The organism is Actinomadura violacea, from assembly GCF_017573465.1.
Taxonomy (GTDB): Bacteria; Actinomycetota; Actinomycetes; order Streptosporangiales; family Streptosporangiaceae; genus Spirillospora; species Spirillospora violacea.
In genome coordinates, this window is the sequence record NZ_JAGEPF010000011.1 from 263,931 (window position 1) to 290,163 (window position 26,233).

Below are 26,233 nucleotides of genomic sequence, written 5' to 3' on the forward strand. Positions count from 1 at the left end.
GGTCAGCGGCGGCGGCCCTTGAACATGGAGATCAGGCCGCGGAGGGCGCGCTCGTCGAGGGAGCCGAACGGGTTGTCGTGGACGAGGTACGTCCACGTCGCGGACGGCCGCTGGAGGCCGGCGGCGTCGAGGTCGATACCGCCCTCCTCGGTCGCGGTGAGGTCCTCGAACGCGGCCGCCGACCGGCGGCGCGCGTCGCCGAGGAGGCGCTTGCCCGCCGGGACGGCCTCGCGGTTGAACTCGACGAGCGGGTCCAGGCCGCGGCCGAGGGAGCGCAGGTGGATGCCCTCGCGCAGGTCGGTGAGGAAGGCCAGGTGCTCGGCCCAGCACCGGTCCAGCTGGTACAGGACGATCTGCCGGGCCGCGTCCGCGACCGCCTCCGCACCGGCGGTCTTCGCCAGCTCGGCGTGCTTGGCGGCGGCGTCGGCGGCCATGGCCCGGTCGGCGGCGTCGCCGGTCAGGACGGCGTCGCGTTCGGCGAGGACCTCGCGGCGCTGCAGCCCGATCAGCTGGTTGTAGCGCCAGGTGTTGCGGTGCAGTTCGAGGTCGACGCCCTCGGCGACCCGCTGCGCGTGGCCGACGATCCAGTGCGCGCCCTTGTCCTCGACGCGGCCCTCGTCTCCGGTCGGGCCCTTGTAGTCCTCGTCGGGCGCGTAGCGGGTGACGAGGTCGTCCTGGAGGCTGGTGAAGAACACCGACCCGCCGGGGTCGCCCTGCCGTCCGGCGCGGCCGCGGAGCTGGTCGTCCAGGCGGCTGCTGTGGTAGCGGCCGGTTCCGATCACCAGCAGGCCGCCCGCGGCGGCGACCTGGTCGTGCAGCGATCCGTCCTGGTCGGCGGGGGCGGTGCCGGGGACGGGCGCGCCGGGGCCGCCGCCGAGCCGGATGTCGGTGCCGCGGCCCGCCATCTGCGTGGAGACGGTCACCGCGCCGGGCGCGCCGGCCTCGGCGATGATCGCGGCCTCCTCGGCGTCGTTCTTGGCGTTGAGCACGACGGGCTCGACGCCCGCGCGGACGAGCCGGCGGGCGAGCCGCTCGGACTCGGCGACGTCGCCGGTGCCGACGAGGACGGGCCGCCCGGCGGCGTGCGCCGCGGCGATCTCCTCGACGACCGCGACGTCCTTGTCGGCGGTGGTGGCGTAGAGCCGGTCCGGCTCGTCGTCGCGGACGCAGGGCCGGTTCGGCGGGACGACGGCGATCTGCAGGGAGTAGAACTCGGTGAGCTGCCCGGCGACGGCCATCGCGGTGCCGGTCATCCCGCAGCGCACCGGGTAGCGGCCGATCAGCTCCTGCACGGTGATCGAGTCGAGGATCTCGCCGGACGGCGACGCCGCCAGCTCCTCCTTCGCCTCGACGGCCGCCTGCAGGCCGTCCGGCCAGCGCTGCAGGAGCGCGACCCGGCCGCGCGACCCGCTGATCAGCTTCACCGCGCCGTCCCGGACGATGTAGTCGACGTCGCGGTGCAGCAGCACCTCGGCGTGCAGCGCGACGTTCACCGCGGTCAGCGTCGCGAGGTTCTCGGGTGCGTACAGGTCGAGGCCGAGGACGCGCTCGACCTCGCGGGCGCCCGCCGCGGTGAGCTGGACGTTGCGGGCCTCCTCGTCGGTGCCGTAGTGCAGGCCGGGCCGCAGCCGCCGGACGAGGTCGGCGTACCGGGGGTCGGCGGGGTCGAGGTCGGCGGCGCCGGCGAGCACGAGCGGCACCATCGCCTCGTCCACCAGCACCGAATCGGCCTCGTCGATCAGCGCGACGGTCGCCTCCCGCTGGACGGCGTCGGCGGGGTCGGTGACGAGCCGGTCGCGCAGCAGGTCGAAGCCGATCTCGCTGACCGGTGCGTACACGACGTCGGCGCGGTAGGCCGCGCGCCGCTCGTCGGGCGTGGACGACTGCCCGATCGAGGCGGCCGACACTCCGAGCAGCGCGTACAGCGGGCCCATCCAGTCGGCGTCGCGGCGGGCGAGGTAGTCGTTCACGGACATGACGTGGACGCGTTCGCCGCGCAGCGCGTACCCGGCGGCGGCGAGGGCGCCGGCCAGGGTCTTGCCCTCGCCGGTGGCCATCTCGGCGACGTGCCCGGACAGCAGCGCCAGGGTGCCGGTGAGCTGGACGTCGAAGGGCCGCTCGCCGATCGCGCGGCGGGCGGCCTCGCGGCCGATCGCGCAGAACTCCGCCAGGTCGGCGGGCAGGTCCGGGGCGGACGCGGCGGCGGTCAGCTCCGCGTCGGTCAGCCCCCGCACGCGCTCCTCGCGCCGTCCGGCCTCCTCGGCGACGGCGCGGAAGGGCGCGATGTCGATGCTCCCGGGCTTCTGGACCAGCCGCCGGAAACGGTCACGCAGCGCCATAACGCCCCCTCGATGGCTCGGTCACGGTCCCCCCAACGGCCGGGTCGGTTCCCTCGTTCCCACATGATCACCGGGGAAGGTCTCCGGGAGATCTCCGGGAGGTCTCCGCACGAGGTCCGACCCCGAATTCATCCCCAAGATGGATCCCCGCGAGCCCCTGGTTTGAGACCATGGAGGCATTACGGGGTTGCGGTGACCATCGGGGAGAGCGTCACCGCGGAACGGGGTTTCACCATGACACCTACGGCACGGTGGGCCGCCGCGCAGCGGCGCAAGCGCCAGATCATCAGCCAGACGGTCATCGACCGCGCGCTCAACGACCCGCGGCGCCATGACCGGCCCGTGCCCGTCGCGGCGCAGGCGAAGTAACCGAACGACCGGTACTCACCCGAAGCGCCCCCGCCGTCGGCGGGGGCGCTTCGGCATGTCCCGCACGGGCCCGAGGGCCGGCGGGTCAGTTCTCGCCGGCCGAGAAGACCTCGTCGCGGGCCTGCTCCAGGGCGGCGTGCAGGGCGCCGCGCAGCACGGGGTTGCCGTCCACTTCCGTCACAGCGACGGTGGGGCGGGTCGGGCTGATCCGCCCGACGGCCCGCTCGATGCGCCCGGCGAGGGGTGCCCCGCCGGCCCGGCCGAGGCTGCCCGACAGGACGACCAGGCCCGGGTCCAGGACGATGTTGACCGAGGTCACGCCGTAGGAGAACCGGTTGGCGAGCTCGTCCAGGAACGCGCCGCCGCGGGACTCGTCGGCGGCGGCCGCGCGGACGCACTCCACCGCGGTCGGCTCGGTGATGCCGTGCTCGTGGGCGAGGGCGCGGACCCCGTCCGCGCCGACGAGGGCGCCGTAGCCGCCGGCGAGGGTCGGGATCCCCCACGAGGTCGACTCGGTGACGCCGCCCTCCTCCTCAGGGACGCGCCGGGCGGTGCTGAGGGGCAGCGGCGCCCCGGGGACGGGCAGGTACCCGATCTCGCCCGCGCCGCCGGAGCGGCCGCGGTGCAGCCGGCCGCCGAGCATGACCGACAGGCCCATGCCGCGGTCGAACCACATCAGCGCGAAGTCCTCGGCGTCGCGGGCGGCGCCGTAGGCGCGCTCGGCGACGGCGGCGAGGTTGACGTCGTTCTCGATCGTGACCGGGCGGCGCAGGTCGGTGCGCAGGGCGGCGAGCACGCCCTCGTGCCAGGCGGGCAGGTCGAAGGAGAACTGGACGTCGCCGGAGCGCGGGTCGACGACGCCGGGGGTGCCGATGACGAAGGCGCTCAGCCGGTCGACCGCGACCTTGGCGGAGCGGCACGCCTTGACAACCGCGTTGTGGACCAGTTTGACGGGCTCGTCAGCACCGTTCGGATCGACGGTAACCTGGGCGACCATACGTCCGGTGATGTCGGCGACGCCCGCGGTGACACCGTCCGGGCCCACCTCCAGACCCGCGACGTAGGCGCTCGACGGCACCACGGCGTACAGGGCGGCGTTCGGCCCGCGGCCGCCGGCCTGCTCCCCGACGACCGCGACGAGGCCGCGCTCCTCGAGCCTCGACAGCAACTGGGAGGCGGTGACCTTGGAGAGCCCGGTGTGCTCGCCGATCTGGGCGCGGGTCAGCGGGCCGTGCTCGACGAGCAGGTCCAGCGCCGCGCGGTCGTTCAGCTCGCGCAGGAGCCGCGGCGTTCCCGGGCGTCTGGCCATGCTGGTACCCCTCGATGTCTCAATCCGCTAACGGGCGGTTTTGTTTAGGAAAGTTTCTTGTTAGTTTACCCGCAAGCGCCGACCGACCCCTCATCCGGGGAGGGGCGTGCAGAGCGCCGACTGGCGAGCAGGGCGCCCGCGAGCGACGCGACGGCGAGCGGGGCATGTCCCGGACCCTAAAGGGTCGGGGCGCGCTCCACTCGCATCGCGGGCCACCAGGCCTCGCGAGGCGATGCCGGAAAGGAACCCCCAGTGAAGTACATCAAGGTTGTGGCCACGGCGGCCGCGATCGCCCTGGCCGCCTCGGCCTGCGGCGGCGGAGACAAGAAGAAGGACGACTCCGGCGCGGGCAAGGACCCGGCGCAGCTCAAGGTCTGGATGATGGGCGACGGGACCACCGAGCAGACGAACTTCCTCAAGGGCGTCGAGACCGAGTTCAAGCAGAAGCACCCGAACACGGCCGTCCAGATCAAGTACGTCCCCTGGCCGCAGGTCGCCACGACGTTCCAGAAGGCCGCGGCCGGCGGCGAGGGCCCGGACGTGACCGAGCTCGGCAACACCGACGTCCAGTCGCACATCGAGCAGGGCAACCTCGCCGAGGTCACCGACGAGATGAAGGGCTGGGCGGACAACAAGACGCTGAACAAGACCGCCCTGCAGAACGACCAGTCGGACGGCAAGACCTACGCCGTGCCGTGGTACGGCGGCGTCCGCGCCATCTGGTACCGCAAGGACTGGTTCGACGAGCTGAAGATCCAGCCGCCGGCGAACTGGGCCGACCTGGTCTCGGCCGCCAAGAAGGTCCAGGACGCCAAGAAGGTCCCGGGCATCGGCGCGCCGAGCGACCAGACCAACGCGCTCGTCAGCTTCATCTGGGGCAACGGCGGCGAGGTCGCCGTCAAGGACGCCGGCAAGTGGACCGGCAAGCTGGACCAGCCGCAGGCGATCGAGGCGGTGAACTTCTACGCCGGCCTGGTCAACAAGGACAAGGTCGCGCCGGAGAAGTACGTCGGCAAGAACGAGCTGGACGGCCCGCAGCGCGACTTCGCGCTCGGCAAGCTCGGCATGTACATCGACGGCAGCTGGGCGCTGGCGCAGATGAAGAAGATCTCCCCGAAGAACGCCGACAAGTGGGCGGTCTTCCCGATCCCGGCCAAGAACGGCGGGAACGCGCCGGTCATGGCGGGCGGCTCCGACCTGGCGGTGTGGAAGGACAGCAAGGCCAAGAAGGTCGCGTTCGACTACATCACCATCCTCAACAACGCCCAGAACGCCAAGAAGTGGGCCGACATCAGCGGCTTCTCCTCGATGCGCTCGGACGTCCAGTTCTCCGACCCGGCGCTCGCGCCCTTCACGCAGATCGCGACCAACACCAAGTTCACCCCGATCAGCGCCGGCTGGGGCGACTTCGAGCAGTCCAAGAAGGTGCTGCCGAACGCGGTGAAGGCGATCATGCAGGGCAAGTCGGCCGACGAGGAGATGAAGAAGGCCAACGAGCAGGCCAACGAGCTGCTCAACCAGTAGCCCGGCCGCTCGGCGCACCGCACCGAGCATCCGGCGGGCCCGTGCCGCACGTCCCCCGCGGGCCCGCCGGATCCCGCTCCGCCGCGCCTCGTCCCACCCCACGCGGCGCGCCCCGCACTTCGCAAGGCCACCCAGTCCCCGCTGATCGGAAGCGTTCATGCTCGACACCGCTCCCGCGGTGCGCAGGCCGCCGGGCCGGAGACCGTCCGGCCGCGGGCGCCCGCGCCGCCGGCCCCGCTTCGGGCCTTACCTGCTGATCGCGCCGACCGTCGTCGTGATCGCCGTGCTGATGTTCTGGCCGATGATCCAGATCGGCATCATGTCGTTCCAGAAGGTCGGCAACCGCCAGCTGCGCGGCGAGCCGGCCGAGCAGGTCGGCACCCAGAACTTCGACACCATCCTCAAGGACCCGCTCTTCTGGGCGGCCTTCCGGCACACCGTGCTGTTCGCCGTCGTCGCGGTCTCCCTGACCATGGTGATCGGGACGCTGGTCGGGCTGCTGCTCAACAAGCTCGGCAAGCGGATGTCGAGCTTCGTCTCCGGCGGCGTCATGGTCGCCTGGGCGACCCCGCCGGTCACCGCGGCGATCATCTTCAGCTGGCTGTTCGGCTCGACCGGCGGCCTGGTCAACTGGACGCTGGACAAGCTGCCGGACGCCCTCGTCGGCGGCGGCTGGAACGACTACAACTGGTTCGCGACGCCGCTGTCCACCTACACGGTGCTGACGGTCTGCGTGGTGTGGCAGGCGTGCCCGTTCGTCGCGGTGTCGGTGCTGGCCGGCCTGAAGAGCGTCCCGAGCGAGCTGTACGAGGCGGCGCGGGTGGACGGCTCGGGCCCGTGGCGGACGTTCTGGAGCCTCACCTACCCGATGCTCAAGCCGATCTTCCTCGTCGTCCTGGTGATGTCGATCATCTGGGACTTCAAGGTGTTCACCCAGCTGTTCATCATGTCCGGGATGGCCAACCGCGACGCGTTCAACCTGTCGCTGTACGGCTACTCCGAGGCGTTCGGCGCGCTCAACCCCAAGCTCGGGATGGGCTCGGCGATCGCGGCGGTGCTCACGCTGATCCTGCTCGTCGTCACCGCGCTGTACGTGCGGGTCATGGTGCGTCAGGGGGAGACCCGATGACCCAGGCAACCCTCAAGGCGGGACGGCCCGGACGCGGCCGCCCGGCCGCGCGCAGGCGGGCCCGCAAGATCGGCCTCAACGGCCTCGGCGTGCTGGTGTTCGTGCTGGCGGTGTTCCCCGTCTTCTGGATGGCGTCCACCGCGTTCAAGCCGAACAGCGAGATCTTCAGCACCACGCCGAAGCCGCTGCCGACGCACCCGACGCTGACGCACTTCGACTTCGTCCTCAACGGCGGCATCGCGCAGGTGTCGTTCTGGACCTACTTCCGCAACAGCATCCTGCTGGCCCTGATCACCGTCGTGGTGTCGAGCCTGCTGGCGCTGCTGGCCGCATTGGCGGTGGCCCGGTTCCGGTTCCGGTTCCGCACCACCTTCCTGATCATGCTGCTGGTCGTGCAGATGGTGCCGTGCGAGTCGCTGGTCATCCCGCTGTTCCTGGACCTCAAGAAGCTCGACATGCTGAACACGCTGCCGGGCCTCGCGGTCGTCTACATCGGGTTCGCGGTGCCGTTCGCGATCTGGATGCTGCGCGGCTTCGTCGCGGCCGTCCCGAAGGAGCTGGAGGAGGCCGCCGCGATCGACGGCGCCGGCCCGATCCGCACCTTCTTCACCGTCATGCTCCCGCTCGTCGCGCCCGGCCTGGTCGCGACCAGCATCTTCTCGTTCATCACCGCGTGGAACGAGTTCATCTTCGCCTTCACGTTCCTGGACGACCAGGACAAGTACACCCTGCCGATCATGCTGCAGTTCTTCTTCGGCCGCAGCAGCACCGCCTGGGGGCCCATCATGGCAGCGTCCACGCTGCTCACCATTCCCGTCATCGCCTTCTTCCTGCTCGTACAGCGCCGCATGGTGTCCGGGCTGACCGCCGGGGCGGTGAAGGGGTGACCGCCGACGACATCGCGACCACCGGCGAGATCGCCCGGCTGGCGCGGGGCACCCTGCTGCCCTCCTTCCCCGGCGCGTCCGCGCCCCGCTGGGTGCTGGACGAGCTGGAGGCGGGCCTCGGCGGCGTCACGCTGTTCGCGCTGACCGGCAACGTGCCGAGCCCGGAGTCGCTGGCCGCGCTGACCGCGCAGATGCGCAAGGCGGGCGACCCGTTCGTCACGATCGACGAGGAGGGCGGCGACGTCACCCGGCTCGGCGGGCACGCCACCGGCAGCCCGTACCCGGGCAACGCCGCGCTCGGCGCGGTCGACGACCCGGAGCTGACCCGGCGGGTGTACCGCTCGCTCGGCGCCGAGCTGGCCGAGGTCGGCGTGAACCTCAACTTCGCGCCGTCGGTGGACGTCAACACCGCCGACGACAACCCGGTGATCGGGACGCGCTCGTTCGGGCCGGACCCGGACCTGGTCGCCCGGCACGCGGCGGCGGCCGTCACCGGCACGCAGGAGGCGGGGGTCGCCGCCTGCTGCAAGCACTTCCCCGGTCACGGCGCGACCGTGGAGGACTCCCATCTCGGCGTCCCGATCGTCGACGCCGGCCTGGAGCTGCTGGACCGCCGCGAGCTGGTCCCGTTCCGGGCGGCGATCGCGGCCGGCACCCAGGCGGTGATGACCGGGCACCTCAACCTTCCCGCGATCACCCGCGGGGTGCCCGCGACCCTGTCCCGCGCCGCGATCACCGGCCTGCTGCGCGAGCACCTCGGCTACGAGGGCGTGATCGTCACCGACGCGCTGGACATGCAGGGCGCGAGCGGCGCGATCGGCATCCCGGAGGCATCGGTGCGGTCCCTGATCGCCGGCGCGGACCTGCTGTGCCTCGGCCCGAACGAGCACGCCGAGACGCTCCGCGCGACCCTGGACGCGATCGAGGAGGCGGTGCGGACCGGGCGGCTGCCCGCCGCCCGGCTGCACGACGCGGCGGAGCGGACGCGGCGGCTGCGCACGTGGCTCGCCGGCAGCAGTCCCGCCGCGGTGGACCGCGCCGCGGGGCTGGAGGGGGCCCGCCGGGCCGTCCGGGTGACCGGCGCGCTGCCCGGCTGGAACGGGGCGCCGCTGGTCGTCGAGGCGGAGGCGACCGGCAACATCGCGGTCGGCCCGACGCCCTGGGGCCTGCACCCCTGGGCGCCCGACGCCGTCCGGGCCGCGGGGGCGCCCGGAGAGGCGGAAGGCGTCCTGGAACGTGCCAGGGGGCGCGGGCTGGTGGTCGTGCTGCGGGACGCCCACCGGCACGCGGCTCAGCGGGCGCTCGCCACCGCGCTGCTGACCGCCCGCCCGGACACCGTGGTCGTGGAGATGGGCCTGCCGGTCTGGCGTCCCGGCGCCGCCGTCTACCTGGCCACCTACGGCGCCGCCGCCGCCAACGCCCAGGCCGCCGCGGAATTCTTGGGGCTGGTCTCCGCCGCCTGATCGCGGCCCGCGAGCCGTGGCGTGCCCGCCGGTCGAACAGCCCGGTACCGGCGGGCGCGTCACGCCATGTCCCGGCCGTGTGATCGCTGGTAAGCCAGACCAGTCCGATCGGCAAGGGATAATACCTACATGCGATTGTCCGCCAGGGTCGATTACGCGCTGCGCGCCGCCGCGGAGCTGGCGGTGGCCGGGAGTCACCCGGTGACCGCCGTCCAGCTCGCCGAAGCCCAGCAGATCCCGCCCAAGTTCCTGGAGAACATCCTCGGCCAGCTGCGCCGCTCCGGACTCGTCCGCAGCCAGCGCGGTCCGGAGGGCGGCTACTGGCTGGCGCGCCCCGCCGAGCAGATCGCCCTCGCCGACATCATCCGCGCCATCGACGGGCCGCTGCTCGGCGTGCGGGGCGAGCGGCCCGAGCACGTCGGCTACGAGGGTCCCGCCCGGTCGCTGCAGGAGGTGTGGATCGCGCTGCGCGCCAGCGAGCGGGCCATCCTCGAGCGGGTGTCCCTCGCGCACATCGCCGCGGGCGAGCTGCCCGAGGACGTCCGCAAGCTCACCGAGGACCCGTCCGCCTGGGAGAGCCCCTCCCTGATCTAGCGGCGGGGTCGGGACCGTGCCGGAAGGCGACGTCGTCTGGCTGACCGCCCGGCGCCTGCACGAGGCGCTCGCCGGACGGCCGCTGACGCATGCCCAGTTCCGGGTGCCTCGCTTCGCCACGGCCGACCTGCGAGGACGGACGGTCCTGGAGGTGGTGCCGCGCGGCAAGCACCTGCTCATCCGCGTCGAGGGCGGGCTGACCATCCACACGCACCTGCTCATGGAGGGCCGCTGGCAGATCCGGCCCGCGGGGCCGCCGCCGCGCGACCACCGGGTGCGGCTGGTGCTGGCGAACGCCGAGAACCAGGCGGTCGGCCAGTCGCTCGGGCTGGTCGAGCTGCTGCGCACCGCCGAGGAGGACGCGGCCGTCGGGCATCTCGGCCCCGACCTCCTCGACCCGGGCTGGGACGGCGCTCTCGCCGCGCAGGCCGTCGCGCGCCTGGAGGAGCAGCCGGACCGCGCGATCGGCGAGGCGCTGCTCGACCAGACCCGGCTCGCCGGGATCGGCAACGTCTACAAGGCCGAGATCCTGTTCCTGCGCGGCGTGAACCCCTGGACGCCCGTGGCCGGCGTCCCCGATCTGCCCGGCCTGGTGGAGCTCGCTCACCGGCTGCTCGACGCGAACAAGGCGCGGCACGGCCACGTGACCACGGGGAACCTGGGTCGCGGTCAGGAGCACTGGGTGTACGGACGCGCCGGACGTCCCTGCCGCCGCTGCGGCACCCGCGTCGAGCGCGCGCCGCAGTCCTCGGCGCGGCCCGCCGCGGCAGGCCCCCGGACCGCCCGGACACCGTCCGACGCCGGCGACCGGACGACGTTCTGGTGCCCCCGCTGCCAGCCGGCCCGCTAGGCCGCCCGCTCGGCGCGGCGGGCGACGGCGCCGAGGATCTCCAGCCGGACGAACCCGGCTCCACCCGCGCGGATGAGCAGCCAGTACGGCGCGAAGACCCGGCGTGCGAACGCGTCCGTGCCGCGCACCCGCGTCTCGAACGCCAGGAGCGAGCCCGGGCCGTCGGGCACCACGCGCAGCGACATCGCGACCTTCGCCCAGCCGGGCTCCTCGAAGCGGGCGAACGCGCCGGACTCGCCCGGCTCCACGGGCGCCGTCTCCGGGCGGACCCGCCAGAACTTGGCGATCTTGCCCTTGACCAGCTCGGTGCCCTCGTCCCGGACCAGGGTCGGGGTCGGGAACGTCTCGATGAGGGGGCCGCTGAGCCGGGTCCGCCCGGCGGAGCGGAGCGCCATGAGGCGGCGCGACACGGGCAGGTCCTCGGCGGTCAGGCCCATCAGGGCGTCCCACACGGCCGCGGGCTCGGCCCGGACGCGGCGGGTGTAGCGGGAACGGAAGTCGGCCTCGGGCAGCACCCGGTCGAGCAGCAGCGGGGGCCGGGCGGACGCGGGCGGGACGGGCGGGATCGGGCGCTTCACGGGCTCTCCTTCGTGCCGAGCGCGGCGACCGCCGTGCCCGCCAGCCGGTCGGCGAGGCCGGGCGGCACTTCGCCGCCCGCCAGGAACAGGTAGGTGTAGATCGGGCCGAGCAGCAGCGCGTGCACGAACGCGGCGTCGTCGCCCGCCTCCTCGCCGCGCGCGCGGGCCCGGTCGAGGATCTCGGCGACGAGCGCGCGCTCGGCGTCGATGACCCCGGCCTGGAACCGCGCGGCGAGCGCCGGGTCGGCGGACAGGTCGGCCGTGAGACCCGGCAGGACGAGCCGCGCGTACGGGCCGGACAGCAGGCCGATGATGCGCTCGGCGAGCGCGGCCAGGTCGGCGCGCAGCGACCCGGAGTCGGCGGGCGCGACGGGATGCGGGCCGTGCACCACGACGGCGAAGACCATCTCGGCCTTGGACCGCCAGCGGCGGTAGATCCCCGCCTTGCCGACCCCGGCCCGCGCGGCGACGCCGTCGATGCTCAGCGCCTGGTAGCCGGCCTCCGCCAGCAGCGCGCGGACCGCGTCCGCGACGGCCTCGTCCACATGCCCGGACCGCGGGCGCCCTCGGTTCATGCTCCGAGCATAAACGAAACGGATCGATCCGTAAATGAATTCAGGACGGTCGGCGCCCGTGCCGCGCCTCGAGGTCGCGGACGGGTCGCCGCCGGAAGCGGGTCGCCGGATCCTGCGCCCGCAGAAGCATCCTCCGATTGCGAACGTTCCAAGTCAATTCTCGGGTTTCCTTATCGATCTCCCAGGTCTACCTTGGGGCGAATGACCCTCGACGACCTCCGCGTGTTCGTGGCCGTCTGCGCCGCCGGCAACCTGAGCGCGGTCGCACGCGACCTGTCGTGCAGCCAGTCCGCGGTAAGCCAGCACGTCAAGCGGCTCGAGCGGGAGACCGGGCTGGTGCTGCTGGAGCGGCGCCCGCGCGGCGTGCTGCCCACCCGCGCCGGCCGGATCCTGCACCAAGCCGCCACCGAGGGCATCGCCGGGCTGGACGCCGCCCTGCGGCACCTGGACGACCTGCGCCGCGGCGTCGGCGGGACGGTCCGGATCGCGACGGGCGCCACGACCGTCCGGCACTTCATGGCCGCCGGGGTGGCCGCGTTCCGGGCCCGCCATCCCGAGGCGGCGCTGCAGTTCGAGACCGCCGGGTCCAGCCGCCGCTGCCTGGAGGCCGTGCGCGCGCACACGGCCGACCTGGCGTGGGTGACGGTCGGGCCGCCGCTGGAGGGCGTCGAGCAGCACGCGTCCTGCGAGCTGCCCTGGGTGCTGGCCGTGCACACCGGCGACCCGCTGGCGGACCGCGCGTCGATCGCGCTCGACGACCTGGCGGCCATCCGGCACATCGAACTGCCCGCGCACTCCACCTCCCGCGTCCACCTGGAGATGCACCTCGAACGGCACGGGGTGCGGCTGACGTCGACCACCAGCGTCGCCGACTGGGACACCGCGCTGCTGCTCGCCGAGCTGGGCCTCGGCCACGCGATCCTGCCGGCGCTGCCCGGCTGGGGCGGCGGCCGGGGCGAGGTGCGGCTGATCCCGATCCCGGAGCTGCCTCCGCTCACGGCCGGATGGGCGGCCCGGCGCTGGGACGCGCTGAGCCCGCTGGCCGTCGAGTTCGCCGACACCGTCCTGGAGCACCTGCGCCGCTGACGCGCCCGAGCCGGAGGGGCGCCGCTCGGAACGCGGGAAGGCCCGGCCCCACAAGAGGGGCCGGGCCTTCCCGTTCGGATCCGTTGCGCACCGAGGATCGCGGCGGCGCGGGGATCCGGGATCTCTATGGTCCTCAGGTCTGCGCCTGGAACATCCAGTGCTGCTTCTCCAGCTCCGCCGCGATGCCGATGAGCAGGTCCTGGGTCACCGGGTCGGGCTCGTCGGTCGCCGCGATGCGCTCGCGGAACCGCGCGATGATCTGCGCCAGCACGTCGGTGATCGCGGCGACGACCTTGTCGTCGGCCAGGTAGCCGGCCTCCAGCTGCGGGATCTCGGTGCGGTCGGCCACCGTGCGGGCACGGCCGTCGGGGTTCACCCCGATCGCGACGGCGCGCTCGGCGACGTCGTCCTGCCCGGTGCGGGCGAGGTCCACGACCTCGTCCAGGTGTTCGTGCACGACCTTGAAGTTGCGCCCGGTGAGGTTCCAGTGCGCCTGCTTGGCCACGAGCGAAAGATCGATGAGGTCCACGAGGGCGCCCTGCAGGGCCTGCCCGGTGACCTTCAGTGCCTCGTCGGAGAGCGGGCTCTTGACGGCCGCCATGATTCGGGCTCCTTCCGCGTCGTTACGGTTGTCCGCTACAACGGGAAAGGATCCCCGCATATGCCGAGCTCATGCGTGAGGCCGCGCACACCCGCGGCCCCGGTCAGGGCATGAGCCCGGCGCCGCGGTGCGCACCGCGGCCGGTGCCGGTGACACCGCGGAACCGGTGCCGGTGACACCGCGGCCCGGGCGCGGCGGCTAGGCGGCGACCATGTCGCCGCGGAACTCGCCCGTGATCTCCTCGGGGGTCTCCGGAATGCGCTCGGCGGGGATCCGCTCGTGCTCGGGCGCGCCCGCCATGACCGGCTCGTGCTGCAGCTCGGCGAGGGCCAGCGAGTCGGCCACCTCCCTGAGCACGTGCGACAGCGGAACGCCCAGCGCCTTGCAGATCGAGGAGAGCAGCTCGGAGGATGCCTCCTTCTGCCCGCGTTCGACCTCGGACAGGTAGCCGAGGGAAACCCGCGCGGCCGCGGACACCTCACGGAGGGTGCGTCCCTGGCGCAGCCGCAGCTGCCGCAGTACGTCACCGAGCAGCTGGCGAAGCAGGACCATCGTCTCGCTCCCTCCCTCAGTTCGGACCATCTGCCGGTTCCACCGTACCCGGCTTGACGGTGGCCATGGCAGACCGTTGATTTCGTGTTCGCTCGGAACGTAACGCTGTAATCAGTCCCGAACTTCCCGATCTTCCCGAGCGTCCCCGGTCGCGACCTCGGCGTCAAGCCCCAGCAGGACGCGTCTCAGCAGCTCAAGCGCGTGCACGACGGTCATCCTGCGGAGCACCGCGCGGATCTCCGCGCCGGTGCCGGGCACGGGGAGTTTCGGCCTGACCACGGTGCGCGTATCCCCGGGTCCGGTCACGCCGATATAGACCGTTCCCACCGGGCGGCCGTCCTGCGGCTCGGGGCCCGCGACGCCCGTCACCGCGAGCCCGTAGGTCGCGCCGAGCCGGTCCCGGACGCCCGCGGCCATCGCCGCCGCCACGTCCGGGTGGACGGCGCCCTGCTCGGCGAGCAGCGCCTCCGGGACGCCGAGCAGCCGGTGCTTCAGCTCCGTCGCGTACGCGACCACCCCGCCCGCGTACGTCGCCGACGAGCCGGGCATCGCGGTCAGCTCCGCGCCGACGAGCCCGCCGGTCAGCGATTCGGCGACCGCGACGGTCGCGGAGCGCTCGGCGAGCAGCCGGTGGACGACGCGGTCGAGCGTGTCGCCCTCCACCCCGTAGACGACCGGGCCGAGCAGCTCGCGGACGCGCGCCTCCACGCCGGCGAGCCGGGCCTCGGCGTCCGCGCCGGCCACGGTCATGCGGATCTTGACCTCGGCCGGGTCGGGCAGGTAGGCGAGCTTCACCCCGTCCATGGCCTCGACCTCGGCGAGCCGGGTCGCGACGACCGACTCCCAGATCCCGGCGGTGCGCAGCGTCCGGCGGGCGACCGCGGGCAGGCCGGCGATCGCGGCCAGCTCGGGCAGCACCACCTCGTCCATGATCGTGCGCATCTCGAACGGGACGCCGGGCAGCGCGTAGACGATGCCGCCGTCCAGCTCGACGCGCAGGCCGGGCGCGGTGCCGGCGGAGTTGCGCAGCAGGCCGGCGCCCTTGGGGACCTCGGCCATGCGGAACGCCATCGGCTGCAGCTCCCGCCCGGCCGCCTCCGCGCGCTCGTGCAGCCGCAGCTCCAGCGCAGGGTCGCGGACGAGCACGACGCCCGCGGCCTCGGCGAGCGCGTCGCGGGTCACGTCGTCGTAGGTGGGGCCGAGCCCGCCGGTGGTGATCACCGCGTCGGCGCGCTCCAGCGCGGACCGGACCGCCGCGACGATGACGTCCATCTCGTCGCCGACGACGACGCTGCGGGTCACGTCGACGCCGTGCTCGGCGAGCCGCGTGCCGAGCCAGGCCGCGTTCCCGTTGATGGTGTCGCCGAGGAGCAGCTCGTCCCCGACGGTGAGCAGTTCGACCCGCATCGCTTCCGCCTCCCGTCGCCGATCACCCGAATCTACCGGCGGGGTACGACGGCCGCGCGGGGCCGGGCGCGCCGCGGCGGACGAGGCGGGGCAGAAGGGGCGGTGACGGCGGCGGGGCCCGGCCGGTTGACCGCGATCGGCGGCCGAATCAGGACGAACACCTCTTTGCTCGACTAACGGCCACTTGCCCGATCAGTCGCCGCATATCTCATTTCGTTCGCCGGGAAAAACGCGAGCCGTGCATTGTGTCACACACCCGCGCGGCCCCGCACACTGCGCGCGAGTGGGAACGCGACCAGGGCGTGCATCGTCGCACCGCCCCGACCTGCGCCATTGCGAGCGCGGTCCACCATCGGCCAACCGCGCCGTCATTTTGTGAGTCAGAACTCATTTCCCATGTCGCGACCACTCCCCATTCACAGGGATAATTGTCGGTGCGGCCGCCATGAACGGGGCCGCGGGGCACGACCGGGGTGGGCGTGCTCCCGCGGCCCGTCATGGCGGCCGTGCTCATCCCCGCCTCCCGGCCGAGGGCGCGCCGCCTCCGGTCAGGGGCGCGCGAGCCGGCGCAGGACGGCTCCGCACCGGCGCGCGTACGCGTGCTGGAACAGCGGGCCGAGCGGCCCCGCGAGCCGCGCCGCCGCCGTCGCCGGGCGGCTGAACGAGGTGACGGTCAGCCACACCTCGTCCTCGTCGTCCAGATGCACGACGAACGACTCCTCCCCCGACTGCGGATGGCCCGGCAGCGTCCCGTAGGCCCACCCGACGCGGCGGTCCTCCTCGCGCGTCCACACGACCCGGCAGGGCGCGTCCAGCCGGAGCGGGCCGATGCCCATGCTCATCCGCACGCTCACGCCGGGTTCGGCCCGCGGCGCCGACGCCCGTACGCGCGCGGGCAGCGCGCGGTGCATCCAGAACTCCATCAGCGCGTCCGAGGCGTTGCGCATCACGACCGGCCCCGCTCCGACGCGCGTGCGCTCCCGCAGATGCCGGTACCCCGCCGGACGCTCGGCGTCCCACGTCGCGCCGACATCGGGATAGGTGAAGTCCTGCCCGCTCATCGGTGTGCGGCCCCCAAACTGACGAATCGGCGTCAAGTATCGCCGCTTCTTCTGGTCACCCGTGCGGCGCCGCTCTAACGTCGCCTCATGATCGCCGTCATCGCCGCCCTGAACGCCTACCCCGTCAAGAGCGCCGCGGGCGTGCCGCTCGCCGAGGCGGAGATGACACCGGACGGTCTCCGCCACGACCGGGCGTTCATGCTCGTCCGCCCCGACGGGCGGCACCTGTCGCAGCGCGAGGTGCCCGGCCTCGCGCTGATCCGCCCCGCCTACGACGGTGCGAAGCTGTCGGTCTCCTCCCCGCTCGCGGACGCGCCGCTGATCTGCGAAGCGGCCGACGGGCCGGCCCGCGACGTCACCGTGCACCGGCGCCCCTGCCTGGGGATCGACCAGGGCGACGACGCGGCCGGCTGGTTCTCCGACGCCCTCGGGGTAGCCTGCCGCCTCGTCCGCTTCACCGGGACGCGCCCCACGCAGCGCGGCGGCGGGACGCTGACCTACGCCGACGGCTACCCGGTCTCGGTGCTGTCGCAGGAGTCGCTCGACGACCTGAACCGCCGGATGGACGCGCCGCTCCCGATGAACCGGTTCCGCCCCAACATCGTCCTGCGCGGCCTCGGCCGCTACGGCGAGGACGGGGTGACCCGGCTGCGCGGCGCCGCCGCCGAGATCGAGCTGGTCAAGCCGTGCGGCCGCTGCGTGATCGTCAACACCGACCAGGAGACGGCCCGCCGCTCCCCCGCGACCCTGCGCGCGCTCGCCGGCTACCGCACGGAGCGCGTCTTCGGGGACCGAGAGATCGTGTTCGGCCGCCTCGGCGTCCCGCGCGCGCTCGGCACGCTCCGCGTCGGCGACGAGCTGGCCGCGTCCTGAACGGCGGCGGCGGTCAGCCGCGCGGCGCGCGCCGCAGCCGCCACGCCTGCACGACGTAGTCGGCGCCGGTGACCACGGTGACGACCAGCGCGGCGCCCATCGTGGCCCAGCGCAGGTAGTCCAGCGGGCCGGGCAGGATGTAGAAGCCGATCGCGAACACCTGCAGCATCGTCTTCAGCTTGCCGCCCTTGCTGGCCGGGATCACCCCGTACCGGATGACGACCAGCCGCAGCAGCGTGATGCCGACCTCGCGGACCATGATGACGGCCGTCACCCACCACCACAGCTCGCCCAGCACCGACAGGCTGACCAGCGCCGCCCCGGTCAGCGCCTTGTCGGCGATCGGGTCGGCGATCTTGCCGAAGTCGGTGACCAGCCCGCGCGCGCGGGCCAGGTCGCCGTCGATCTTGTCGGTGACGGACGCGGCCGCGAACACCGCGAACGCGCCGATCCGCCAGCCGGTGCCGTCCAGGAACAGCAGCCACACGAACAGCGGGACCAGCGCGATCCGCAGCAGCGTCAGCGCGTTGGCGATGTTGTAGACGCTCGCAGGCGGCGGATCGGGCGAGCCCGCCACCGGTTCGGGCGTGCCCGCGATCACGACACGTCCGCGACGAGGTCGACGCCCTCGCTGCCGGTGACCCGGGCGGCGACGATCTCGCCGAGCGCCAGCCCCTCGCCGCGGACCAGCACCGTCCCGTCCACCTCGGGCGCCTGGTGCGCGGCGCGGCCCTCGAACCCGTCGTCCACCTTCTCCTCCAGCAGCACGTGGATCTGCGTCCCGATGCGGTCCTCGGCGCGCTGCGCGGTCAGCTCCTCGGCGAGGCCCGACAGCTCCTCGACGCGGCGGGCGATCTCGCCGGCGTCGACCTTGCCGCCGAGGTCCGCCGCCTCGGTGCCGTCCTCGTCGGAGTAGCCGAACACCCCGACGGCGTCGAGCCGCGCGGCGGACAGGAACTCCGCCAGCTCCTCGAAGTCGTCCTCGGTCTCGCCGGGGAACCCGACGATGAAGTTCGACCGCACGCCGGCCTCCGGGGCCAGCGCGCGGATCTGGTCGAGCAGCTCCAGGAACCGGACGCGGTCGCCGAACCGCCGCATCGAGCGCAGCACCGGCCCGCTGGCGTGCTGGAACGACAGGTCGAAGTAGGGGGCGACGCCGGGCGTGCCGCAGATCGCCTCGATCAGCCCCGGCCGGGTCTCGGCGGGCTGCAGGTAGCTGACCCGGACGCGCTCGATGCCGTCCACCCCGGCGAGGCCGGGCAGCAGCTTCTCCAGCGCGCGCAGGTCGCCGAGGTCCTTGCCGTAGGAGGTGGAGTTCTCGCTGACCAGCACCAGCTCGCGGACGCCGTGCCCGGCGAGCCAGCGGGCCTCCTCCAGCACCTCCGCCGGGGGGCGCGAGACGTACGCGCCGCGGAACGCCGGGATCGCGCAGAACGTGCAGCGCCGGTCGCAGCCGGACGCCAGCTTGAGCGGCGCGACCGGGCCGCCGCCGAGGCGCCGCCGCAGCACCCGGGGGCCGGACGCGGGCGCCACCCCGTCGGGCAGGTCGCCGGGGCCGCCGTGCCCCGGGATCGCGACGCCGTCCGCGGACGCGGACCGCTCGACCGGGCTGATCGGCAGCAGCGTGCGGCGGTCGCGCGGGTTGTGCGCCTCGCGCGCGCGGCCCTCCATCACGTCGTCGAGCCGCTCGCCGATCGTCAGGTAGTCGTCGAAGCCGATCACCGCGTCGGCCTCCGGCAGCGCCTCCGCGAGCTCCTTGCCGTACCGCTCGGCCATGCACCCGGCCGCGACGACCTTGGCGCCGGAGTCGTGCGCCGCGAGCAGCGTGTCGACGGAGTCCTTCTTGGCCGCCTCGATGAAGCCGCAGGTGTTGACGACCACGACGTCGGCGCCGTCCGCGCCGTCGGCCAGGTCCCAGCCGGCGTCCTCCATGCGCGCGGCGAGCTCCTCGGAGTCCACCTCGTTGCGGGCGCATCCGAGCGTGATGAGCGAGACCTTGCGGCGAGTCGACATGCCCCTAAGGTAATGGGCGCCGGAACCGCGGCGGACCGCCGCCCCGCCCCCGCGGCGCCTCAATGACCGAGCGGTCATGTGCCGCCGGGACCGGCCGCTCAGGCCGCGGCGGGGTCGTTGCGGTCGAAGCTGAGCCGCTGGACCCCCTTGCCCTTCCCGGGCGTGCCGATGTCCTTGCCGTTCACGGTGAGCCGGACGCCGCCGCCGATGCCGATCACCATGCTGATCTTCTTCTTGGCGGTCCACTTCTTCTGGTCGCCGCTGCGCAGCACGCCGGAGTACAGCGCCTCGCCCTTGTCGCCGCGGACGTTGACCCAGACCGTCCGCTTGGCGACGACCGCGACCTCGACCTTGGTGCGCGGCGCCGCCGCCACCGGGTCGGTGCTCTTGGGCGGCGCGGTCGGGCTCGGCTTCGGGGTGCGCGGCGCGGGCGTGCCCGCGACCTGCCGCGCGGTGTGCTGCTCCCGCCCGCCGTCGTGCCGGATCGCCTGGAACACGCCGCCGATGACCACGACGGCGAGGGCGAGCGCCATCGCCGCGCTCCAGTTCGCCGAGCGGCGCTCGCGGAACGGGATCGGGCGCTCCGGCTCGAACGCCGCCGTCGCCGACACCGGCTGCGGCGCGCCGCCGTGCGCGGCGTCGAACTCGCTGACCAGCGGCTCCGGGTCGATGCCGATGACCCGCGCGATGCTGCGGATGTGGCCGCGCGCGTAGAAGTTGCCGCCGCAGGCGGAGAAGTCGTCGGACTCCATGCCGCGGATCACCGTCTCGCGGATCCGCGTCTGGAGACTGACCTGTGTCACCGAGAGACCCGCCTGCCGACGCTCCTTGGCCAAGGTCTCACCGATGCTCACGCCGGGCCTCCTTCGAGCGCGTTCGCGGCTGGTCCCACACTGGTGCGACACCAGTCTAGAAACGGGAATGCCCGCTCGGCGAGCGCCAACACGTTCGAAACAGGGCAAGATTTCGCATCATTCCGCCATGCCCTTCCCGGTGTCCGGTGGCCATATGACGGTGACCGCCCGGACATTCCGTTGTTCCCTCACGGTAAGGGCCGCGGAGTAACGCCCGGTCAGCCGCCGCCGCGCAGTTCCGCGAGGACGCCCGGCAGGTCGTCGGGCTTGGCCAGCACGTCGCGCGCCTTGGAACCCTCGCTCGGCCCGACGATGTCGCGGCTCTCCATCAGGTCCATCAGCCGGCCCGCCTTGGCGAACCCGACGCGCAGCTTGCGCTGCAGCATCGAGGTCGACCCGAACTGCGTCGACACCACCAGCTCGATCGCCTGGACGAGCAGGTCCATGTCGTCGCCGATCTCCTCGTCGATCTCCTTCTTCGGCGCGGCGGACTCGGCGACGTCCTCCCGGTACTTGGCCTCCATCTGCCCCTTGCAGTGGTCGACGACCCCGTGGATCTCCTTCTCCGACACGTAGGCGTTCTGGATGCGCATCGGCTTGCTCGCGCCCATCGGCAGGAACAGCGCGTCGCCCTGCCCGACCAGCTTCTCCGCGCCCGGCTGGTCGAGGATGACGCGGCTGTCGGACAGCGAGGAGGTCGCGAACGCCAGCCGGGACGGCACGTTGGCCTTGATGAGGCCGGTGACGACGTCGACGGACGGGCGCTGCGTCGCGAGCACCAGGTGGATGCCGGCGGCGCGGGCGAGCTGGGTGATGCGCACGACCGAGTCCTCGACGTCGCGCGGCGCGACCATCATCAGGTCGGCGAGCTCGTCGACGATCACCAGCATGTAGGGGTAGGGGGTGTAGACGCGCTCGCTGCCGGGCGGCGCGGTGAGCTTGCCCGCCTTCACCGCCTTGTTGAAGTCGTCGATGTGCCGGAACCCGGACGCGGCGAGGTCGTCGTACCGGCGGTCCATTTCGCCGACGACCCATTCGAGGGCTTCCGCCGCTTTCTTGGGATTCGTGATGATCGGGGTGATCAGGTGGGGAATGCCCTGGTACATGGTCAGCTCGACCCGTTTCGGGTCGACGAGGATCATCCGCACCTCGTCCGGCGTCGCCCGCATCAGCACCGAGGTGATGAGTCCGTTGATGCACGTCGACTTGCCCGCGCCCGTCGCGCCCGCGATCAGGATGTGCGGCATCTTCGCCAGGTTCGCCACCACCGTGCGGCCCTCGACGTCCTTGCCGAGCCCCACCACCATCGGATGGTGCTCGTTCGTCGCCGCCGGGGAGCGCAGCACGTCGCCGAGGCTGACGATGTCCTTGTCGGTGTTCGGGATCTCCACGCCGATCGCCGACTTGCCGGGGATCGGGGAGATGATCCGCACGTCCGCGCTCTTCACCGCGTACGCGATGTTCTTGGTCAGCGCGGTGACCTTCTCCACCTTCACCGCCGGGCCGAGCTCGATCTCGTACCGGGTGATCGTCGGCCCCCGGGTGAACCCGGTGACCTGCGCGTCGATGTCGAACTGCTCCAGCACGCCGGTGAGCGCGTTCACCACCGTGTCGTTGGCCTTCGTGCGCGGCTTGGCCACGCTGCCCGGCCGCAGCGCCGTCGGGTCCGGCAGCACGTAGATCTCGCCGGACGACGACAGCGGCAGCTGCTCGGAGCTGCGCGGCGCCGGCGTCGGGTCGGGCACCTCGCCGTGGCCGGGCTCCTCCGCCGGCTCGGGCTCCGGCGCGGGCGGCGGGTCGGCGGGCGGCGGCTCGTCGTCGACGGGCGGCGCGGGCGGCGGGACGTCCCCGCCGAACGGGTCCGGCTCGAACAGCTCGTCGGCGAGGTCGCGGCTCGGCCGTTCGGCGCGCTTCGGCTCGTCCTCCAGCAGCGGCGTGTCGTACGGCTTGGAGTGCTCCCCGACCTCCAGCTCGTCCTCGTCCTCGTCCGCCTTCTTCTTGCGGCGGCGCTTCTTCGGCGCCGCGAGCTCGTCGTCCTCCGCCTCGAAGGGGCGCTCCGGACGGCCCTGCAGCGTCGCGACGGCCCACAGGTCGGCGACCCGCTCGGGCACCTTCGCGATCGGGGTCGCGGTGATGACCAGCAGCCCGAACCCCGCCAGCAGGAGCAGCAGCGGCACCGCCACCCAGCCGCTGAGCGCGGCGTCCAGCGGCGCCGACACCAGCCAGCCGACGACGCCGCCCGCGTCGCGCACCCCCGGCATGTCCTTCGCCGGGGACGGGATGCCCGCGGCGATGTGCAGGATGCCGAGCACCCCGACGGTGAGCGCGGTCAGGCCGATGACGACGCGCCCGGTCTCCTCGTTCTGCTCGGGGTGGCGCAGCGTCCGCCACGCCAGCAGCGCCAGCACCACCGGCAGCGCCATCGCGACGATGCCGATGCCGCCGCGCACCACCTTCTCCAGCGCGATCGTGACGACCCCGTCCGGCCGGAACCAGGTCACCGACGCCAGCACGATCGACGAGCCGAGCAGCGCGAGCCCGAGCCCGTCGCGCCGGTGCTCGGGGTCGAGGTTGCGGGCGCCGTTGCCGTAGGCGCGGAAGACCGAGCCGACGGTGACGGCGGCGAGCAGGTACAGCTTGAACAGCAGCTTGAAGAACCCGAGGACGGCCTGCGAGATCGGATCCGGCTTCTGCGGGGGACGGCCCCGGCCGGAGCCCCGGCCCTTGGCGGCGCCGGCCTTCGCTCCGCTCCGCGCTCCGCCCCTCGCCGCACCGCCCTTGGCAGTGCCGCCCTTGGCGGTGCCGCTCGTTCGCTTCCGGGGGGCCGACCCTGCGGGTTTGCGAGCCGCGCTGCCCCCGGTACGCGAGGAGGTGGTCTTCGCTCCCCCGGACGCACGTGTGGCCATGGTTATGAGAGTAACCAAGGACCCTGGGGGTTCCAGGGACGGCGAACGGGCGTGTTGCCCAAACCGGGACGACCGTGCCGCATGCGCGGGCACGGCCGCCCCGGCCCGGCTACACCTCGACGACCACCGGGATGATCATGGGGCGGCGGCGGTAGTTGTCGCTCACCCACTTGCCGACCGTGCGCCGGATCAGCTGGTTGATCTGGTGCAGGTCGTTGACGGCGTCGCCGGCCGCGCCGGCGAGCACGCCCTCGATCCGCTCGATGATCTCGTTGAAGTCCTCGTTGACGATGCCGGCGCCGCGGGCGTGCACCTCGGGCCCGGCCACCAGCTTGCCGGAGGTCGAGTCGATCCCGACGACGATGGAGACGAAGCCCTCCTCGCCGAGGATCCGCCGGTCCTTCAGCGAGGTCTCGGTGACCTCCCCGACCGACAGGCCGTCCACGTACACGTACCCGGCCGGGACGGCGCCGACGATCTTGGCGTGGCCGTCCACCAGGTCGACGACCACGCCGTCCTCGGCGATGACGATGTTGTCGTCGGGCACGCCGGTGAGCGCGGCGAGCTTGGCGTGCGCCCGCAGGTGCCGCCACTCGCCGTGGATCGGCATGAAGTTGCCCGGCTTGGTCACGTTCAGCACGTACAGCAGCTCGCCCGCCGACGCGTGCCCCGACACGTGCACCAGCGCGTTGCCCTTGTGCACGATCCGCGCACCCCACCGGGTGAGGCCATTGATGACCCGGTTGACCGCGTTCTCGTTGCCCGGGATCAGCGAGGACGCCAGCATCACGGTGTCGCGGTCGGTGATGCGGATCGAGTGGTCGCGGTTGGCCATCCGCGACAGCGCCGACATCGGCTCGCCCTGCGAGCCGGTGCACACCAGCACCAGCCGGTCGCCGGGGATGTCGTCCAGCTCCTTCTGGTCGACCATCACGTCCTCGGGGACGTTCAGGTAGCCCAGCTCGCGCGCGACGCCCATGTTGCGGACCATCGAGCGGCCGACGAAGCACACCTTGCGGCCGTTGGCGACTGCGGCGTCCAGGACCTGCTGGACGCGGTGGATGTGCGAGGCGAAGCAGGCGACGATCAGCCGCTCCTGCGCCGTGCGGAACACCTCGTCGACGACCGGGCCGATGTTGCGCTCGCTGGTGACGAAGCCGGGAACCTCGGCGTTGGTGGAGTCCGACAGCAGCAGGTCGATGCCCTCGGCACCGAGCCGGGCGAACCCGGGCAGGTCGGTGAGCCGGCCGTCCAGCGGCAGCTGGTCCATCTTGAAGTCGCCGGTGTGCAGGACGAGCCCGGCGGAGGTGCGGACGGCGAGCGCGAGGGCGTCCGGGATCGAGTGGTTGACGGCGAAGAACTCGCAGTCGAACGGTCCGAACGTGCGCCGGTCGCCCTCGGCCACCACGTCGGTGACCGGTTTGATGCGGTGCTCGGTGAGCTTGGCCTCCAGCAGGGCCAGGGTGAGCTTCGAGCCGACCAGCGGGATGTCGCGGCGCTCGCGCAGCAGGTACGGGACGGCGCCGATGTGGTCCTCGTGCCCGTGCGTGAGGACGACTGCCTCGATGTCGTCGAGGCGGTCCCTGATGTACTCGAAATCCGGCAGGATCAGGTCGACGCCGGGCTGCTCGGTCTCGGGGAAGAGCACGCCGCAGTCGACGACGAGCAGGCGTCCGCCGTACTCGTAGACCGTCATGTTGCGGCCGATCTCCCCGAGCCCGCCGAGCGCGACGATGCGCAGCCCGCCTTCGGGCGGGGCGGGCGGGTCCGAGAGCTCCGGGTGAGGATGGCTCACCGGGCGACCTCCGGAATGGTTGCCTCCGGCACTTTCACTCCCCCTATCGTGAGGTCTTCGCGCAGGTGCGCCGCGAACTCGGCCGTGGCCTCCACCAGCGGGGCGCGCAGCGGGCCGCCCCCGGGAAGGCCCAGCAGGTTCAGCGCTGCCTTCACGGCGATGGCGCCCTGCGTACGGGTCATGATCGCGGTGACCACGGGCAGCAGGCGCCGGTGGATCTCCAGCGCCCGCCCATGCTCACCGGCGCGGTATGCGTCGATCATCTCATGGAGCTCGGTGCCCACGACATGGCCGACCACACTGACGAACCCGGCGGCGCCGACCGACAGCCACGGCAGGTTCAGCACGTCGTCGCCGGAGTACCAGACGAGGTCGGTCTCCGCCATCACCCGGGACGCGCCGAACAGGTCGCCCTTGGCGTCCTTGACGGCGATGATCCGCGGGTGCTCGGCGAGCTTCGTCAGCGTGTCGTTCTGGATCGGCACCCCGGCGCGCCCCGGGATGTCGTAGAGCATGTTCGGCAGGCCCGTCGCGTCGGCCACCGCCGTGAAGTGGCGGATCAGGCCCTCCTGCGGGGGCTTGTTGTAGTACGGGGTGACCACGAGCAGACCGTGCGCGCCGGCGGCCTCGGCCTGCCGCGCGAGTTTCAGGGTGTGCTCGGTGTGGTTGGTTCCGGCACCGGCGACGATCACGGCGCGGTCGCCGACCGCCTCGATGACCGCGCGCAGAAGCGTGCTCTTCTCGTCGTCGCTCGTCGTCGGCGACTCGCCCGTCGTCCCGTTGACGACCAGGCCGTCGTGGCGCCGCTCGTCGACCAGGTGGGTCGCGAGGCGTGCGGCGCCGTCGTAGTCGACTCCGCCGTCCGGCAGGAACGGCGTGACCATCGCGGTCAGCATCCGCCCGAACGGGGCGTCGGTCGTTGTGCTGGGTGCCATGCATCGAACGGTACCGTTCCGGCCGCCGGCTTGGAGCCGCAGGTCGAGGGGTTTCGCGGCCGGGACGGGACGGGCCCGCGCGAGGGCCTTGCCAGGGGCCTTCGCGGGGGCTCCCGGGAGGGCCCGCGGAGGTCCTCGGGGCGGGCATGGAAGAAGCCGCCGCCACACGCTCGGGGGTACGCGTGGCGGCGGCTCCCACACCCGACATCGTGGCACGCAAATGCCTCGTTACGGGGTCAGTCCGGCCACTTCCCGGACTCGGTTGGATAACGTGACCCTCCGGTCAGTTCGCGCAGCCGGCCGCGCAGTTCCTCGACGTCCGGCGTGCGCACGAGATCATTGCCCCGGACGGCCCACCAGTGGCCCGATCCGCCCCGCCCGATCCGCCAGCCGGTGAACTCGGCTGACAGCTCGCTGAGCCGGTCGGCGTCGTGCCACGCGGTCTGCTGAATGCGCATCGGCCTCGTCCTCGCTTTCGCTTGCCCTCCACCGGTAAGGCCCGGACTTCCGCACCGATGCGTACCCCGCCGGTG

Annotated in this window: 24 protein-coding genes; 9 read left to right on the forward strand and 15 right to left on the reverse strand. The window is 72.9% G+C overall.

Going from position 1 to position 26,233, the window contains the following annotated elements:
* Positions 1–2: 2 nt before the first annotated feature.
* Positions 3–2,339 (reverse strand): accessory Sec system translocase SecA2, encoded by a 2,337-nt coding sequence (gene secA2 / locus J4709_RS19355; RefSeq protein WP_208242643.1) that lies wholly within the window; start codon positions 2,337–2,339, stop codon positions 3–5.
* A 234-nt stretch (positions 2,340–2,573) separates the two neighbouring features.
* Here secA2 and J4709_RS54780 point away from each other — a divergent pair, with 234 nt between their 5' ends.
* A complete protein-coding gene (locus tag J4709_RS54780) occupies positions 2,574–2,708 on the forward strand; it encodes a hypothetical protein (RefSeq protein ID WP_269757346.1) in 135 nt (44 codons plus the stop codon).
* Positions 2,709–2,793: 85 nt separating this feature from the next.
* Here the strand turns inward: J4709_RS54780 and J4709_RS19360 are convergent, their stop codons facing one another.
* Positions 2,794–4,017: an ROK family transcriptional regulator gene (locus J4709_RS19360; RefSeq protein ID WP_208242644.1), complete on the reverse strand. Its 1,224-nt coding sequence runs from the start codon at positions 4,015–4,017 to the stop codon at positions 2,794–2,796.
* Positions 4,018–4,269: 252 nt separating this feature from the next.
* Here J4709_RS19360 and J4709_RS19365 point away from each other — a divergent pair, with 252 nt between their 5' ends.
* The 6 genes from J4709_RS19365 to J4709_RS55635 all read left to right on the forward strand — a co-directional run bounded on the left by J4709_RS19365 (position 4,270) and on the right by J4709_RS55635 (position 10,464).
* Positions 4,270–5,541, forward strand: coding sequence for an extracellular solute-binding protein (locus J4709_RS19365; RefSeq protein WP_208242649.1), 1,272 nt, complete (start codon positions 4,270–4,272; stop codon positions 5,539–5,541).
* Between the two features lie 157 nt (positions 5,542–5,698).
* A complete protein-coding gene (locus tag J4709_RS19370; RefSeq protein ID WP_208242651.1) occupies positions 5,699–6,670 on the forward strand; it encodes a carbohydrate ABC transporter permease in 972 nt (323 codons plus the stop codon).
* Positions 6,667–7,557, forward strand: a complete 891-nt coding sequence (locus J4709_RS19375) for a carbohydrate ABC transporter permease (RefSeq protein ID WP_208242653.1) — start codon at positions 6,667–6,669, stop codon at positions 7,555–7,557. The genes J4709_RS19370 and J4709_RS19375 overlap by 4 nt, the downstream gene beginning before the upstream one ends.
* Positions 7,554–9,020 (forward strand): glycoside hydrolase family 3 protein, encoded by a 1,467-nt coding sequence (locus tag J4709_RS19380; protein WP_307801367.1) that lies wholly within the window; start codon positions 7,554–7,556, stop codon positions 9,018–9,020. The genes J4709_RS19375 and J4709_RS19380 overlap by 4 nt, the downstream gene beginning before the upstream one ends.
* 129 nt (positions 9,021–9,149) lie before the next feature.
* On the forward strand, positions 9,150–9,614 hold the full coding sequence (locus J4709_RS19385; RefSeq protein WP_208242655.1) for an RrF2 family transcriptional regulator: 465 nt from the start codon (positions 9,150–9,152) through the stop codon (positions 9,612–9,614).
* Positions 9,615–9,630: 16 nt separating this feature from the next.
* Positions 9,631–10,464 carry a DNA-formamidopyrimidine glycosylase family protein gene (locus J4709_RS55635; protein ID WP_208242657.1) on the forward strand — a complete coding sequence of 278 codons (834 nt, stop codon included), beginning with the start codon at positions 9,631–9,633 and terminating at the stop codon, positions 10,462–10,464.
* Here the strand turns inward: J4709_RS55635 and J4709_RS19395 are convergent.
* Complete coding sequence (locus J4709_RS19395; RefSeq protein WP_208242659.1) at positions 10,461–11,042, reverse strand: hypothetical protein; 582 nt, start codon at positions 11,040–11,042, stop codon at positions 10,461–10,463. The genes J4709_RS55635 and J4709_RS19395 overlap by 4 nt on opposite strands.
* On the reverse strand, positions 11,039–11,617 hold the full coding sequence (locus J4709_RS19400) for a TetR/AcrR family transcriptional regulator (protein WP_208242661.1): 579 nt from the start codon (positions 11,615–11,617) through the stop codon (positions 11,039–11,041). Before J4709_RS19400 ends, J4709_RS19395 begins: the two co-directional genes overlap by 4 nt.
* A 201-nt stretch (positions 11,618–11,818) precedes the next feature.
* On the opposite strand from J4709_RS19400, the gene J4709_RS19405 reads away from it, so the two are divergent.
* Complete coding sequence (locus J4709_RS19405; RefSeq protein WP_208242663.1) at positions 11,819–12,703, forward strand: LysR family transcriptional regulator; 885 nt, start codon at positions 11,819–11,821, stop codon at positions 12,701–12,703.
* Positions 12,704–12,836: 133 nt separating this feature from the next.
* Here J4709_RS19405 and J4709_RS19410 read toward each other — a convergent pair whose 3' ends face one another.
* The 4 genes from J4709_RS19410 to J4709_RS19425 form a co-directional block, all read right to left on the reverse strand.
* On the reverse strand, positions 12,837–13,304 hold the full coding sequence (locus tag J4709_RS19410) for a Dps family protein (protein WP_208242665.1): 468 nt from the start codon (positions 13,302–13,304) through the stop codon (positions 12,837–12,839).
* Positions 13,305–13,502: 198 nt separating this feature from the next.
* The gene (locus J4709_RS19415) at positions 13,503–13,856 is read right to left on the reverse strand and encodes a helix-turn-helix domain-containing protein (RefSeq protein WP_151538353.1); all 354 of its coding nucleotides are present in this window, start codon (positions 13,854–13,856) and stop codon (positions 13,503–13,505) included.
* A 111-nt stretch (positions 13,857–13,967) separates the two neighbouring features.
* Entirely contained in the window at positions 13,968–15,263 is a 1,296-nt protein-coding gene (locus J4709_RS19420) for a CinA family nicotinamide mononucleotide deamidase-related protein (protein ID WP_208242667.1), read from the reverse strand.
* A 548-nt stretch (positions 15,264–15,811) separates the two neighbouring features.
* Entirely contained in the window at positions 15,812–16,324 is a 513-nt protein-coding gene (locus J4709_RS19425) for a DUF1990 domain-containing protein (RefSeq protein WP_208242669.1), read from the reverse strand.
* A gap of 87 nt (positions 16,325–16,411) precedes the next feature.
* On the opposite strand from J4709_RS19425, the gene J4709_RS19430 reads away from it, so the two are divergent.
* Positions 16,412–17,197, forward strand: coding sequence for an MOSC domain-containing protein (locus tag J4709_RS19430; protein WP_208242671.1), 786 nt, complete (start codon positions 16,412–16,414; stop codon positions 17,195–17,197).
* Positions 17,198–17,210: 13 nt separating this feature from the next.
* Here the strand turns inward: J4709_RS19430 and J4709_RS19435 are convergent, their stop codons facing one another.
* From J4709_RS19435 to J4709_RS19465, 7 genes are all read right to left on the reverse strand, one after another.
* A complete protein-coding gene (locus J4709_RS19435) occupies positions 17,211–17,798 on the reverse strand; it encodes a CDP-alcohol phosphatidyltransferase family protein (protein ID WP_208242673.1) in 588 nt (195 codons plus the stop codon).
* A complete protein-coding gene (gene rimO, locus J4709_RS19440; protein ID WP_208242675.1) occupies positions 17,795–19,210 on the reverse strand; it encodes a 30S ribosomal protein S12 methylthiotransferase RimO in 1,416 nt (471 codons plus the stop codon). Before rimO ends, J4709_RS19435 begins: the two co-directional genes overlap by 4 nt.
* Before the next feature lie 98 nt (positions 19,211–19,308).
* Positions 19,309–20,064 carry a helix-turn-helix domain-containing protein gene (locus J4709_RS19445; protein WP_208242677.1) on the reverse strand — a complete coding sequence of 252 codons (756 nt, stop codon included), beginning with the start codon at positions 20,062–20,064 and terminating at the stop codon, positions 19,309–19,311.
* 218 nt (positions 20,065–20,282) lie between these two features.
* A complete protein-coding gene (locus J4709_RS19450; protein ID WP_208242684.1) occupies positions 20,283–22,970 on the reverse strand; it encodes an FtsK/SpoIIIE family DNA translocase in 2,688 nt (895 codons plus the stop codon).
* A 109-nt stretch (positions 22,971–23,079) separates the two neighbouring features.
* Positions 23,080–24,765 (reverse strand): ribonuclease J, encoded by a 1,686-nt coding sequence (locus J4709_RS19455; protein ID WP_208242685.1) that lies wholly within the window; start codon positions 24,763–24,765, stop codon positions 23,080–23,082.
* Positions 24,762–25,700 (reverse strand): 4-hydroxy-tetrahydrodipicolinate synthase, encoded by a 939-nt coding sequence (gene dapA / locus J4709_RS19460; RefSeq protein ID WP_208242687.1) that lies wholly within the window; start codon positions 25,698–25,700, stop codon positions 24,762–24,764. The genes J4709_RS19455 and dapA overlap by 4 nt, the downstream gene beginning before the upstream one ends.
* Positions 25,701–25,936: 236 nt before the next feature.
* Positions 25,937–26,158, reverse strand: a complete 222-nt coding sequence (locus J4709_RS19465) for a hypothetical protein (protein ID WP_208242688.1) — start codon at positions 26,156–26,158, stop codon at positions 25,937–25,939.
* Between the last annotated feature and the right edge of the window lie 75 nt (positions 26,159–26,233).